General features: G+C 50.0%; 10 protein-coding genes. 8 read left to right on the top strand and 2 right to left on the bottom strand.

The genetic code is table 11. The annotated features are described in order from the left end of the window. Nucleotides 1-11 precede the first annotated feature (11 nt). From NQ564_RS02185 to NQ564_RS02195, 3 genes are read left to right on the top strand one after another with little or no spacing between them, the layout of a single operon-like run. On the top strand, nucleotides 12-1,133 hold the full coding sequence (locus NQ564_RS02185) for a sensor protein KdpD (RefSeq protein WP_008154840.1): 1,122 nt from the start codon (nucleotides 12-14) through the stop codon (nucleotides 1,131-1,133). A gap of 4 nt (nucleotides 1,134-1,137) precedes the next feature. Then, nucleotides 1,138-2,868: a sensor histidine kinase gene (locus tag NQ564_RS02190; RefSeq protein ID WP_008154842.1), complete on the top strand. Its 1,731-nt coding sequence runs from the start codon at nucleotides 1,138-1,140 to the stop codon at nucleotides 2,866-2,868. A 29-nt stretch (nucleotides 2,869-2,897) separates the two neighbouring features. Next, complete coding sequence (locus tag NQ564_RS02195) at nucleotides 2,898-4,238, top strand: aspartate kinase (protein ID WP_008148899.1); 1,341 nt, start codon at nucleotides 2,898-2,900, stop codon at nucleotides 4,236-4,238. 63 nt (nucleotides 4,239-4,301) lie between these two features. On the opposite strand, the gene NQ564_RS02200 is transcribed toward NQ564_RS02195, so the two are convergent. Further along, nucleotides 4,302-5,615 (bottom strand): anaerobic C4-dicarboxylate transporter family protein, encoded by a 1,314-nt coding sequence (locus NQ564_RS02200; protein ID WP_008148898.1) that lies wholly within the window; start codon nucleotides 5,613-5,615, stop codon nucleotides 4,302-4,304. Nucleotides 5,616-5,701: 86 nt separating this feature from the next. Between NQ564_RS02200 and galB the strand changes: the two genes are divergently transcribed. After that, nucleotides 5,702-8,206 carry a beta-galactosidase GalB gene (galB, locus tag NQ564_RS02205; protein ID WP_008148896.1) on the top strand — a complete coding sequence of 835 codons (2,505 nt, stop codon included), beginning with the start codon at nucleotides 5,702-5,704 and terminating at the stop codon, nucleotides 8,204-8,206. Nucleotides 8,207-8,297: 91 nt separating this feature from the next. Here the strand turns inward: galB and NQ564_RS02210 are convergent, their stop codons facing one another. Next, nucleotides 8,298-9,146 carry a PepSY-like domain-containing protein gene (locus NQ564_RS02210; protein WP_008148894.1) on the bottom strand — a complete coding sequence of 283 codons (849 nt, stop codon included), beginning with the start codon at nucleotides 9,144-9,146 and terminating at the stop codon, nucleotides 8,298-8,300. 205 nt (nucleotides 9,147-9,351) lie between these two features. On the opposite strand from NQ564_RS02210, the gene NQ564_RS02215 reads away from it, so the two are divergent. The 4 genes from NQ564_RS02215 to NQ564_RS02230 are packed head-to-tail and all read left to right on the top strand — an operon-like array spanning nucleotide 9,352 to nucleotide 14,451. Further along, on the top strand, nucleotides 9,352-10,599 hold the full coding sequence (locus NQ564_RS02215) for an efflux RND transporter periplasmic adaptor subunit (protein WP_008148891.1): 1,248 nt from the start codon (nucleotides 9,352-9,354) through the stop codon (nucleotides 10,597-10,599). An 18-nt stretch (nucleotides 10,600-10,617) separates the two neighbouring features. Continuing rightward, nucleotides 10,618-11,889: an ABC transporter permease gene (locus tag NQ564_RS02220; RefSeq protein WP_021862037.1), complete on the top strand. Its 1,272-nt coding sequence runs from the start codon at nucleotides 10,618-10,620 to the stop codon at nucleotides 11,887-11,889. 15 nt (nucleotides 11,890-11,904) lie between these two features. After that, nucleotides 11,905-13,173 carry an ABC transporter permease gene (locus NQ564_RS02225; RefSeq protein ID WP_021862036.1) on the top strand — a complete coding sequence of 423 codons (1,269 nt, stop codon included), beginning with the start codon at nucleotides 11,905-11,907 and terminating at the stop codon, nucleotides 13,171-13,173. Between the two features lie 15 nt (nucleotides 13,174-13,188). Next, complete coding sequence (locus NQ564_RS02230; protein ID WP_008148883.1) at nucleotides 13,189-14,451, top strand: ABC transporter permease; 1,263 nt, start codon at nucleotides 13,189-13,191, stop codon at nucleotides 14,449-14,451. Nucleotides 14,452-14,461: the final 10 nt, after the last annotated feature.

The raw sequence follows: 14,461 nt of genomic DNA on the forward strand, positions 1-14,461 counted from the left end.
TTTTCAAACGGATGAACAGGGAAGAGAGTGTACAACACTTTTTGGATTTGCTGAAAAAGTCACGGCGCGGCAACTTCAAAGTCTACATCGGTATGATTGCCGGTGTAGGCAAGTCATACCGGATGTTATCGGAGGCACACGAACTGCTCCGTAGCGGGATAGACGTCAGGATCGGCTATATCGAGACGCATGGAAGAACCGAGACGGAGGCGCTGGTGGGTGGCTTACCACTGATTCCGCGTCGCAAGTCTTTTTACAAGGGAAAGGAAGTTGAGGACATGGATCTGGATGCTATCCTGAACATTCATCCGGAAGTGGTGGTTGTAGACGAACTGGCGCATACTAATATCGAGGGCAGCAAGAATGAAAAACGCTGGCAAGATGTGATGGATATCCTCGAAGCGGGAATAAGTGTGATTACCGCTGTCAACATACAGCATCTCGAAGGGCTGAACGAGGAGGTCCAGGATATTGCAGGCATCGAGGTGAAGGAACGCATTCCCGATAGTGTGTTGGAACAAGCAGACGAGGTGGTCAACATCGACCTGACCGCCGACGAGCTGGTGGCGCGCCTGAAAGCCGGCAAGATTTACAAGCCGGAAAAGGTGCAGACGGCGCTGAACAATTTCTTCAAAGCCGAAAATATCCTGCAACTCCGCGAACTGGCGTTGAAGGAGGTAGCGCTCCGGGTCGAAAAGAAAGTCGAAAACTCGGTCCCTGTTAATACGGGCGTCCGTCACGAGCGGTTCCTTGCTTGTATCAGCAGTCACGAGAAGACTCCCCGGAAGGTGATCCGCAAGGCGGCTCGTTTGGCAACACGCTATAATTCGAAATTCTACGTGCTGTATGTCCAGACACCGCGTGAGAGTATGGACCGGATACCGTTGGCGAACCAGCGTTATCTTTCGAACCATTTTAAATTGGCTACGGAACTGGGCGGCGAAGTGATCCGTATCCAGTCCGAGAGCATCCCGAAAAGTATCGTCCGGGTGTGCAGGGAAAAACAAATCAGCACGGTGTGCGTGGGTAAACCTTCATTCAGCCTTCGTTCTGTCCTGCTGTCAGTTTTCCAATACAGGACGTTGTTAAACAGTTTGTCGCAGTTGAATATTGATCTGATAATAATAGCATAAGCGTATGGACAAGTTCTTAAGCCTGAAAATAAAAACAAAACTGACCTTCGGAATCGGTTTGTTGTTTACGATGATCGTTCTGCTGGGTGGGCTGGCCGTGCGGAATATTACGGATATGTCTTCCGACACGCAGAATATCCTGGCAGATAATTATAATTCGCTTCTCTATTCCCGCCGGATGCTGGATGCTCTCGAACGGATCAAGAACGATCCGCAGGCACACGCAGAGTTTGAAAAGAACCTGGATTTGCAGCAGAAGAATATCACAGAGATCGACGAGAATGTGGCGACGGCACATCTGGTCGCACAATATGAGGCGATGTATCAGAACTTGAATGACACGACTATACAGCGTGTCAGGATGGCACTCAACGATATTATGAGTCTGAATATGTCGACGATCTACCGGAAGAGTAAAGTGGCCGAGCATACGGCGGACCAGGCATTGCTGTGGATTTGTATTATCGCGGTGGCTTGTATCCTGATCGCTTTTGCTTTCCTGATCCGTTTGCCTCGTTCCATTACGTCGCCGATCCGTAAACTGACCGACGGTATCCTGGAGATTGCCAACCACAATTACGAAAAGAGGCTCGATCTGGGCGACAATCAGGAGTTTGCTGAAGTCACCTCTTCGTTCAACCGGATGGCGGAACGTTTGACGGAATACAGGAAAAGCACGCTGGCTGATATTATCCAGGCCAAAAAATATATCGAGGCGATTGTCAACAGCATTACCGAACCGATAATCGGGCTCGACCGGGACCGTTCCATTCTTTTCGCTAACGACGAGGCGCTTACCATATTGAATCTGAAACGTGAGAATGTGATGGGAAAGTCTGCTGCCGAACTGGCGTTGAAAAACGACCTGTTACGCCGGCTGGTACGTGAACTGATACAGCCTGACGAGAAGAAGGAGCCCTTGAAAATCTATGCTGATGATAAAGAAAGCTATTTCCAGGCTAAATATATCCCGATCCATGTGACGAATGGTGACGGAGGTGAGACAGAGTATGTGGGTGATGTGATCCTCTTGAAAAATATCACTGAATTCAAGGAATTGGACTCTGCCAAGACGACTTTTATCTCCACTATCTCCCATGAGCTGAAAACTCCGATATCTGCTATCCTTATGAGTCTCAAATTGCTGAAGGACAAACGTGTCGGAGAAATGAACGACGAGCAGATCGCGCTTGCCGATAGCATTCGTGAAAGTAGCGACCGCCTACTCGAAATCACCGGCGAATTGCTGAAAATGACACAGGTAGAGACGGGCAAGCTACAACTAAACCCGAAGATCACGAAGCCGATTGAACTGATCGATTATGCGATCAAGGCAAACCGTGTGCAGGCGGAGCGCTTCAATTGCCATATCGAAGTGGATTATCCCGAAAAAATATCCAAGCTCTTTGTCGACAGCGAGAAGATCGCCTGGGTACTCACGAACCTCCTTTCCAATGCCATCCACTACACGCCGGAGAATGGTCGTATCATTATCGGTGCGCGCCAGGAGGACAAGAAGGTGGAAATATTCGTGCAGGACTTTGGGAAAGGAATCGATCCGCGTTACCATCAGAGTATCTTCGACCGTTATTTCCGCGTTCCAGGCACGAAAGTACAGGGAAGCGGTCTCGGCCTTGCCATCAGCAAAGACTTTGTCGAAGCCCATGGTGGAACGATCCGTGTGGACAGCGAAGTCGGCAAGGGGAGTACTTTTATCATTACCTTTAATGTTTAATATCGCTTAGAAACAACAAAACAATCAGTATGAAAGTATTGAAATTTGGCGGAACTTCCGTCGGCTCGGCCCGGCGGATGAAGAACGTCGCATCCATAATAGGTAGCAGTGAACGAAAGATAGTGGTTCTTTCGGCCATGTCGGGGACAACGAATGCGCTGGTCTGTATCGCCGGATGCTTTTACCGGAAAGCACCGGACGAGGCGAATAAGATGATCAGTGAACAGGAACAGAAATATGCGCGGGAAATAGAAGCGTTATACCGGACAGATCTCTACAAAGAGCGTGCCCTACAATTGGTCACCGAGCATTTCAATCATGTCTGGTCTTTCTCTGGCAAACCTTTTACCGTTTTTGACGAGAAGGTGATACTGGCGCAAGGAGAACTGATCTCCACCGGCATGATGGATCTTTACCTGCAAGAGCAAGGGATTGAGTCTGTCCTTCTGCCAGCACTGAACTTCATGCGTATCACTGCCGACGGGGAACCGGACCCCGTTTATATCCGAGAGAAGCTGGTTGCCTTGTTGGATCAGCATCCCGATACGTCTGTCTTTATCACCCAGGGATTTATTTGTCGGAATGCATACGGTGATATCGACAATCTGCAACGGGGAGGGAGCGACTACAGCGCTTCCCTGATCGGGGCGGCTGTCGATGCTGAGGAGATACAGATATGGACGGATATTGACGGGATGCACAACAACGATCCGCGTGTTGTCAACCATACCTCACCTGTCCGTCAACTGAACTTCGAGGAGGCGGCGAAGCTGGCACATTTCGGGGCCAAGATTCTCCATCCCTGTTGCATCCGCCCGGCCAAGGAAAGCAATATTCCGGTTCGTCTGTTGAACTCTTTCGAACCGTCTGCTCCGGGGACGCTCATCTCCAACACCGCAGAGAAAGGACGGATCAAGGCGGTGGCTGCCAAAGATGACATAACTTATATCAAGATCAAGTCGATAAACCAACTTCCGTCCCATAAGTTCTTGAGCCATGTGTTCGATACTTTCGCGTTCTACAAAACGGCGGTCGATATGGTAACGACATCCGATATCGGGGTTTCCGTTACGATCGACAACACGGAATACTTGCAGGAGATTGTCGCCCGGTTGGAATCTTATGCTACGGTATTTGTTGAGAAAGAGATGGTGATTATCTGCGTTGTCGGGGATCTGGAGTGGCGGAATGTGGGCTTCGAGGCACTGATTATTGAGGCTCTGAAAGATATTCCCGTCCGCATGATCTCGTATGGAGGCAGCAGTAGCAACGTCTCGCTCGTCATGCGGAAGGAGGATAAAACACGGGCCTTGCAGGCGTTGAGTACCCACCTGTTCGACTCTTCGCAATCATTACCGCCGGCTATTTGAAATAACTGTGTATATGCTACCTTCTCTGTAGCTAGAACAATTGTCGAAGTATTCTTTTTTACTTTAAAACAACTGGATTATCAACAGCCCCAATGCCACCGACACTCCTGTGGCGACCAGTCCCGGCATCATGAACGAATGGTTTAGGACATATTTGCCGATATGCGTCGTCCCGGTACGGTCGAAGTTGATGGCAGCGACTACGGTCGGATAGTTGGGAATGAAGAAATAGCCGTTGACTGCGGGGAAAAGGGCGATCAGCATGTAAGGAGAGATGCCGAGGGCGATTCCTAACGGCAACATCGCCCGGATGGTTGCCGCCTGGCTGAACAGTAGGATGGACATCACGAACAGGGCCAAGCCGAAAAGCCAGGGCATTTCCGTTACGATATGTTCGATCGAGCCTTTCAGTTCCTCCATGTTCCCGCCGATGAAGGTGTCGCCCATCCAGGCAATACCGAAAATCGCGACGACTGCTTGCATGCCGGCGGAGAAGACGGAGCCTTGTACGGCCTTTATGCCGTCCGTCCGGGTGACGAGCAGGATAAGGGCGGCAGCCGAGAGCATCAGGATCTCGATGATATGCGCCATCTGCATCTGCCGGGAACTGCCATCGGGCAGGCTGAACCAGGGACGAAGCTCTGTCATCGAGCCGAACAGGACGATACCGATTGTCGCCGCTATGAATATGACGACTGACAGGAGGGCGGCACGATGGTTCTCGACGCCTTTCGTCCTGTATTGATCGCTTGTGAACTCTCCGTTTGCGATACGGCGCAGGTATTCGGGGTCTTCCGCCAGTTCCTTTCCAACGTGCAGCGAGCAGAACGCTCCCGCCAGGACACCGATCAACGTGCAAGGGACGGAGATCATCAGGATATCCATCAATGAGATATGATGTCCCGACAGCATACTGAGCAATGCTACGGTTGCCGCCGAGATCGGGCTGGCTGTAATGGCTTGTTGAGATGCGATCACTGCGATTCCTAATGGCCGTTCGGGACGTATCTTCGTTTCCGTTGCCACTTCTGCTATTACGGGAAGGACCGAATAGGCCACGTGCCCCGTTCCCGCAATGAATGTGAAGATATAAGTGACCAGCGGGCTAAGGAGCGTAATCTTGGAGGGATTCTTGCGCAGCAGTTTTTCCGCCCACTTCACCATCAGGTCCAATCCGCCGGCCGCTTGCATGCAACTGGCGGCGGCGATGACTGCAACGATCATCAGCATTACATCGATGGGAGGGGAGGTCGGCTCCAATCCAAATACGAAAGTGAGGACGGCCAGTCCCAGGCCACCCAATACCCCCAACCCGATGCCGCCGAGGCGGGCACCGATAATAATTGCAACTAAAACGAAGAGTAATTGTAGTAACATGTTTTGTAAAATGCAGATTTAGTTTGTTAAGGTCGCAAATTTAATTATTTTTGCCCTGCTAAATACTACAAAAACAATTAATACGAATGAAAAGAATCTATTTCGCAGCTTTGGTAGGCTTGTTTGGGTGTGTGTCGGTATTGTCGGCACAGGGACGGAGTGAGCTTTTGTTGGAAAAAAACTGGAAGTTCACCCGCGAAGACAACAATGAGTTTATAAAGCCTGCTTTCGACGACAGCAAGTGGCAGTCTGTGACTGTCCCGCATGATTGGGCGATCTATGGCCCTTTCAGTTCCCAGAACGATAAACAGGAGGTTGCCATTTCTCAGGATGGCCAGAAAGAGGCAATGGAGCATGCCGGGCGTACCGGCGGATTGCCGTTCGTCGGTGTGGGCTGGTATCGTACCGAGTTCGACGTCCCGCAGTTCCAGGCCGGCAAGCGGGCGACGATCCTGTTCGACGGGGCGATGAGCCATGCCAATGTTTATATCAACGGGCAAAAGGTCGGTTATTGGCCGTATGGTTACAACTCTTTCCACTTCGATATCACGAAATATCTGAAGCCGGGCGAGAAGAACACGTTGGCTGTACGTTTGGAAAACCTGCCGGAATCTTCCCGCTGGTACCCCGGTGCCGGTCTTTACCGGAATGTTCACTTGATCGTTACCGAAGACGCCTATATCCCGGTTTGGGGTACCTATATCACGACTCCTTCGGTAAATGAAAAGTTTGCCAAAGTGAACGTGCTTACCAAAGTGGTGCTTCCCGAAGGTGCCGATCCCGCCAAATATAGCGTAGAAACCAGCGTATGGAACCCGAACAAGCAGAAGCTGACGGCTGTCCGCACTTCTCTTGCCCAGATGAAATACAACAATGATCAGGCAGAGCAGGAGTTTGTTATCCAAGACCCGTCCTTATGGTCTCCTGAAATGCCGGCTTTGTATTCTGCGGAAACCCGTCTGTATGAAGGCGACAAGCTGAAGGATGTCTATACGACTCCTTTCGGTATCCGCTCGATCGAGATTATACCGGACAAAGGTTTCTTCCTGAATGGCAAGCGGACTGTCTTTAAGGGTGTCTGTAACCATCATGATCTCGGCCCGTTAGGAGCTGCCGTCAATGATGCTGCCATCCGTCGCCAGATACGGATACTGAAAGACATGGGATGTAACGCGATCCGAACTTCCCACAATATGCCTGCTCCCGAACTGATAAGGGCTTGTGACGAAATGGGGATGATGATCATGGCGGAGAGCTTTGACGAGTGGAACGTGGCGAAATGTAAGAACGGTTACAATTTGCTCTTCGACGAATGGGCGGAGAAAGACCTCGTGAACTTGCTTCATAACTTCCGCAACAATCCGAGCGTTGTCATGTGGTGTATCGGTAATGAAGTGCCCAACCAGTGGAATGAGGGAGATACGAAGATTGCTAAATGGTTGCAGGATATCTGTCACCGCGAAGATCCGACACGTCCGGTCACGCAGGGAATGGATGCTCCGGATGCCGTAGTCAACAATAACTTTGCTGCTGTGATGGATGTGGCCGGTTTCAACTACCGTCCTTTCAAATATAAGGTAAACTATAAGAAGTTGCCGCAGCGGATTGTTTTAGGTAGCGAAACGGCTTCGACGGTAAGTTCCCGCGGTGTTTATAAGTTCCCGGTCGAACGTAAGGCGATGGCGAAATATGATGACCACCAAGCTTCCTCTTATGATGTGGAACATTGCGGTTGGTCCAATTTGCCGGAGGACGACTTTATCCAGCATGAAGATTTGCCGTATTGTATCGGTGAGTTTGTGTGGACCGGATTCGACTATTTGGGAGAACCGACTCCCTATTATACGGATTGGCCAAGCCATAGTTCCCTGTTCGGCATCATTGACCTTGCGGGTATTCCGAAGGATCGTTTCTATCTGTACCGCAGCCATTGGAACAAAACGGCACGTACGTTGCATATTCTGCCTCATTGGACCTGGCCGGGACGTGAAGGGGAAGTGACGCCTGTCTTTGTGTACACGAATTATCCTTCTGCCGAATTGTTCATCAACGGTAAGAGTCAGGGAAAACGCACGAAAGATCTGAGCGTCGAACTGGACAGCAGCTATACGGAAGCCGCTCAAAAGAGCTTCGAGCGCCAGAAACGCTATCGCCTGATGTGGATGGACACGAAATACGAGCCGGGTACTCTGAAAGTGGTGGCTTATGACAAAGATGGCAAAGCCGTTGCCGAAGAGGTGGTACATACAGCCGGCAAGCCTTACCGCATCGAGTTGGAAGCTGACCGTGACCGCCTGAAAGCCGATGGCAAGGATCTCTCTTTTATCAATGTTCGCGTTGTCGACAAGAACGGTAACCTCTGTCCTGACGCTACGAACAAGGTGAAGTTCAATGTTCGTGGTTCCGGCTCTTATCGTGCGGCTGCCAACGGTGATCCTTCGTCACTCGAATCTTTCCAGGCTCCGCAGATGTCCCTTTTCAAAGGACAACTGACAGCAGTCGTACAGACAGAAGAAACACCGGGTGTCATTGTCTTCGAAGCTTCTGCTCCGGGTGTGAAAAGTGCAAAAATAGAACTGATCAGCGAATAAGTCGAATTTCGTGATTGTCCCGATAAAAACGGATAGGCATCGGATTGGAAGCGGATAGGCATCCGTTATGAATCCGATGCCTATCTGTTTTTTATTTGTTGGTGACGATATTCCCAAATACATCGAACTCGATTGTTACAACCTGCCCGTTGTGTATGACATTGAATTTGTGGAATGCGCCGTTGGCATCGGTAAACATATAGATAGATTCCACTGGGTCACTTCCGTATTCGGAGGTCTTGAATGCGTCCATGATAACTGTCGGGACTTCCTGTTCCGAAACTTTCCAGGCCGTACTTTTCCAGGTATATATCTGGGTCAGTTCGACAATCTTTAAAGTCTTCCCGTCAAGGATTGCCAATTGTACACCGAAAGTCGTGTTTTCTATATCCAGTAACTCTGCTCCCTGGAAGGTCAGTTCCATTAGGTCGGCCACTTTTTCGGGGACGGTGATCGGTTGGTCGACATCGTCTTTAGCATTATCGACCGCTTTGATCAGATCGCCGTATAAGGTGTAATACAGGTCAGTCTCCTGTTCCGCCTTTTCTATTTCCACCTTATATACGGTTCCCATTCCAGCTCTGCCGATGGTATCGGCTTCCTCCATCTTCCAATCGGCATATTTGCCTTGTTTGATATCGGTCGAGATAGCTGTAGGCAACTGGCTAAGCGGCAGATCCGTCTTAATCATGGCCCATACTCCGAGATGGTTGAACCAGGCGGTGTTGTCGAGAGAGTTGTTTTCAAAGTCAATTACATAATAATCGTCATTGACTGTCCATTCTGTGTCGCGGGCATCCGGATATTTGGCCTTGAAAGCGTCCAGGATAGTTTTAGGAGGTTCAATACCGCCCGGTACGTTTTCGTCGTCTTTGCTACAGCCGGCAAAGAGTAGGGCGAAACTCGCGAAGATCGTAAAGACTGAAATTTTAGCGTTCATAATTTATCGTTTTAATTTGTTACGAATAAACAACAGCAGGGATGGAAAAGTTTTCTCAAAACCGAACACACTGTCCGATATTGAACACTTATTTTGAAAGATAACTTCATGTAATCAATGATTTATGTTTTTGGCATGAAGTTTGCCTTGTGAAAGCCGTCAAGGTGGAAATGCTGGAAAAAGAAGAATTAAAATAATAGTAAATATGGACAGAGAGATTTCAAAAGAAGTACAGAGAAAAGAGCAGCGCAAACAGTTGATCAAGATAGGGGTGGTTGCCGGTGGTCTTATCGTCCTGATCGTAGTGGTGATCTCCATGCTTCAGACCAGTCTGAAACGGAAAGACCTCAACATTTCGACGGTCGACAGGGGAGTGATCGAAGTTTCGGTCAGTGCATCCGGCAAAGTGATCCCCGCATTTGAGGAGATTATCAACTCACCGATCAACTCCCGTATCGTGGAGGTATATAAGCGGGGCGGGGATTCAGTCGATATCGGTACGCCTATTCTGAAATTAGATTTGCAGAGCGCCGAGACGGAATATAACAAGCAGTTGGACGAAGAACAGATGAAGAGCTTGCAACTGGAACAGCAACGTGTGACGAACCACAACAAACTTTCGGAGATGGAAATGAACCTGAAAGTCTCCCGTATGGAACTGGATCGCAAAGCTGTCGAACTCCGTAACGAACGCTATTTAGACAGCCTGGGAGCCGGTACAACCGATAAAGTCCGCCAGGTGGAACTTGATTATAATGTGAGTGTCCTCAAACTGAAGGAAGATGAGCAAAAATATAAGAACGAACAAGCCTTGGCTGAAGCGGACCTGAAGGTAAAAAAGCTGGAACTGAATATCTTCCGCAAAAGCCTTGCCGAGACCCGGCGCACGTTGGAAGATGCTCAGATCCGTTCACCTCGCAGAGCGATCCTGACCTATGTGAATAACGAGATCGGCTCGCAGATAGGCCAGGGGGCTAAGGTGGCAATCGTTTCCGACTTGTCTCATTTCAAGATCGAAGGCGAGATCGCTGACACCTATGGCGACCGTATTGCCGCAGGCAGTAAGGCTGTTATTAAGATCGGCAGTGAGAAACTGGACGGAACGGTCAGTGATGTTACTCCTTTATCAAAGAACGGCGTGATCTCTTTCACTGTCCAATTGGAGGAAGACAATCATAAACGTCTCCGTTCCGGTTTGAAGACCGATATCTATGTGATGAATGCCGTGAAGGATGATGTGCTTCGCATTGCCAACTCCTCTTATTATGTAGGAAAAGGAGAATACGAACTCTTTGTCGTAAACGGAGACCAGTTGTTGAAACGCAAAGTACAGTTGGGAGACAGTAATTTCGAATATGTAGAAGTGGTTAGTGGCCTGCAGGAAGGTGATCAGGTCGTTGTCTCGGACATGAACGCTTATAAGGACAAGAACAAATTGAAAATAGAGGACTGATCAAAAATAATTGGCTTTATGGTAAAACAATATTTGAAGCAAGCGTTATACATGCTGAAAGAGAACCGGTTCGTCAGCGTGATTTCCATAGCGGGTACAGCCATTTCCATCGCTATGATCATGGTAGTGGTCCTGGTGTTCCAGGTACAGTTTGCCAGCTTTTATCCGGAGAACAATCGTGACCGGATGATGTATGTGGACGGTGGGACGGAAGTCCGGTCCGACAATGGTTGGAACCGGGGGAATATGTCGGCCGAGGCGGTGAAGGAATGTTTCTATACGTTGCAGATACCGGAAGCCGTCTCTGGTTATGCGTTGCAGTTGAAGCCGTTGTCCATTCCGGGCAAGCGGATGTACAAGGGGTATGAGATCAAATATACCGATCCTGGCTTCTGGCAGGTCTTCTCTTTCCGCTTCGTGTCGGGGAAACCGTTCACGCAGGCGGACTTCGATTCGGCCATTCCTGTCGCGGTCGTCTCGGAAAGCGTGGCACGCAAGCTCTATGGCTCGACGGAGGTGGTAGGGAAGAGCGTAATCATCGACATGGCTGCCTATACGATTTGCGGGGTGGTGGAAGATGCCAGCCGGGCTGCTGATACGGCTTTCGCGTCTGTTTGGGTGCCTTATACGACCGATCGGGTTCTTTTGGCCAATACGATAAAAGAGAATATGGCTGGTTCTTTCTCGGTTTGCCTCTTGGCAAGGAAGAAGGGAGACTTTAGGGCCATCCGGCAGGAGTTGGACCGGCAGGTTGAACGTTATAACGGGATGAAGCAGGATAACAAGATCAACTTCATGGGGAATCCCATCTCCCGGTTGGATGTGGCGATCGGTTCCCAGGGACAAGCGCATGTGGCGTTGAAGGATTACTTGTTGGAGACCGGGGCGTTGTTGCTCTTCCTGTTGTTTGTCCCAGCTCTTAATCTTTTGGGCGTGACGCAGTCTGCCGTACAGAAACGGCGGGCAGAGATGGGGGTGCGCAAGGCGTTCGGGGCGACGACCGGAACCCTGTTGTGCCAGGTGTTGTATGAAAACGGCCTGACGACGTTGATCGGTGGAGTCGTTGGATGCGGGCTATCCCTGTTGTTCTTCTCGTTAGGCAAGGATTTCTTGCTGGAGAGCACGAACACGGCTTTGAGTGGAGAGATGTTGTTCCAGCCGATGGCATTCGGAGCGGCTTTGCTGTTTTGCTTGTTGCTGAACTTGTTGTCTGCCGGTATTCCGGCTTTGCGGATTGCCCGGCAGAAGATCGTGGTTGCATTGAAAGATGGGGAAGAGTTTACTAAATAAAGGAGGAAAAGAGATATGGTCAAGCATATATGGAAAATGATTTGGAACCAGCGGGGCAGCAATGGCTGGATATTCCTGGAACTGCTGCTGGTGTTCGGGGGGCTTTGGGCGATGATGGACTCGATGTTGGTTAGTTGGTATATCTATCGGCAACCGTTGGGCTTCGATATCACGAATGTGTATAAGATAAACATAGGAAAGAAATCGGCCGGCATACCGGGTTACCAACCGGATTCGCTGCTGGCGACATCGGAAGGGGAAGACTTGATCCGTTTGGTGGAGAACATCCGCCGGGCGGAGGAGGTGGACGAGATTTGCGTGGCGAGTACTTCTTGCCCTTACACCTGGAGCAACATGTGGTCGCAACGGGTGCGGGCGGATGCCGATACGAGCGTGAAAGCCAACTATTACCAATGCTTCGAGGTGACACTTCCCTATTTCGATGTGTTGCGGATCAAAGACCGGGAAGGGCATCAGTTGCGCCCGGTGGTGGAGAAGAACGTGGGCACTCTGGCTGTTTCTTCTGATTTTGAAAAGGAGTTGTTTGAAGGGGAATCTTGTGTCGGTAAGCAGCTCAAATGGTTTGCCAAAAGCACGGAGACGGAAACGATTGCCGCAGTTACTTCCCCTATCCGCCAGAACGAGTTCAAGGTGAGTACCCCTTGCTTTTACCAGTTGATGCGCACGGATGAAGAGGTGGCCGAGTGGGTCTCTCGGAGGAAAGCAGAAAACATGGATTGCCTCGTCCGCATGAAGAATGGTTTCAAGGCGGATGAGATGGATGCCTTCTTAGGCAAGATGGGCGAGCGACTGGAAGTGAACAACCTGTATGTCTCTTGCGTGATCCCGTTGGAAGAGCAGCGTCCTGTGATCCTGAAAGGGCGGTTGGACAATTTGAAGAAGAAAACGGCTTTGGTCGGCTTCATGCTGGTGAACGTCTTCTTTGGCATCGTCGGCACCTTCTGGCTGCGGACGCAATACCGCCGGGGCGAACTAGGGTTACGGTCGGCATTGGGGGCTTCGCAGGGTATCTTAAAGCGCTATCTTGATGTGGAGGGGCTTTCGCTGTTGGCCTTTACGGTACCGTTGGTGCTGGTCTTCATTGTCAATATACTCTATTTCGATTTGCCCGATACGGGACGGATGGCCTATTCGGGGTGGCGCTTCCTTGTCACCTTCGGTGGTGCGTTCCTGTTGCTGGCCGGTATGATCTGGGTCGGTATCTGGTTCCCGGCACGCAGGATTGCGAAGATGAATCCGGCAGAGGCTTTACATTATGAATAATAAATAACGAGGAATATGTTCAAACAGTATTTTAAACAAGCCATCCAGATGTTGAAGGAGAATCGCCTCACCAGTGTGATCTCGATCCTTGGAACGGCGCTTTCAATCGCGATGATATTGGTGGTGATCCTCCAGTTCCAAATCAAGCTGGTCGGTTTTCGTCCGGAGTCGAACCGTGGTAGAATGCTTTATATCATGGGAATACGAGCGGATTCACGGAATAGTGGAGACCGGAATTCGACCGCTATGTCCGATGGTGTCGTGAAGGAATGTCTTTATCCGCTTCAAACACCCGAAGCGGTGACGGCGATAGCGAGCAACAGAGCGATTGTCTCGTTGCCGAACCGTCAGTTGTTTGAGGAATATGTGATAAAGTATACCGATCCCGGTTTCTGGAAGGTCTTTGATTTTCGCTTCATTTCCGGCAAACCGTTTACGGAGGCGGATTTCAGTTCAGGCCTGCCTTGTGCGGTCATTACAAATACGTTGGCTCGTAAGCTTTTCGGATCGGAAGACCCGATCGGGAAAGAGGTGTTGATGGGATATGTGCCGTATACCATAACGGGAGTGGTGGAAGCTCCGACGCGAGCAGCTAATAGTGCTTACGCAGATGTTTGGGCTCCTTATACCAGCAATACGAATTATGTGAACAGTATGTCGTGCGGAGGTGTCTGCGGTAGTTTCCAAGGGGTTATCCTGGCTCGTTCGGCGAGCGATTTTGATGCGATCCGTACGGAAATCAAGCAAGCGGTCAGCCGTTATAATGCTACCGGTCGTGAGTTTGTCTTAGGGATGAACTTCGTGTTCTCTCGATTGGACGTGGCATTGGGATCGAACGATGTGAACGGAGGTATATTGAAGGGATGGAAAGAATATTTGACGCAAACGGCTCCTTTGTTGTTGTTCCTGCTGTTGGTACCAACCTTGAATCTGACAGGTGTCGTCCAGTCATCCGTCCAGAAACGCCGTTCCGAGATGGGGCTTCGTAAAGCGTTTGGAGCGACGAAAGGACGTCTGCTGACACAGGTCTTATGCGAGAATCTGATCATCACCTTGATCGGGGGCTTGATCGGGATCGTCCTGTCTGTAATTTTGCTTCAACTTTGCAAGTCGTTTCTTTTGACAAAGGAAACGGCGGTTACCTTCGAGATGCTTTTCAAGCCTATCCTGTTCGTTGCTGCCCTCTTTTTCACCCTGCTGTTGAACTTGCTGAGTGCCGGCCTTCCGGCAATCCGGATCTCCCGTGAACAGATTGTGGATGCGTTAAACAATAAATAAACCCAATATA

It is taken from the genome of Parabacteroides johnsonii DSM 18315 (assembly GCF_025151045.1).
GTDB classification, from domain to species: Bacteria; Bacteroidota; Bacteroidia; order Bacteroidales; family Tannerellaceae; genus Parabacteroides; species Parabacteroides johnsonii.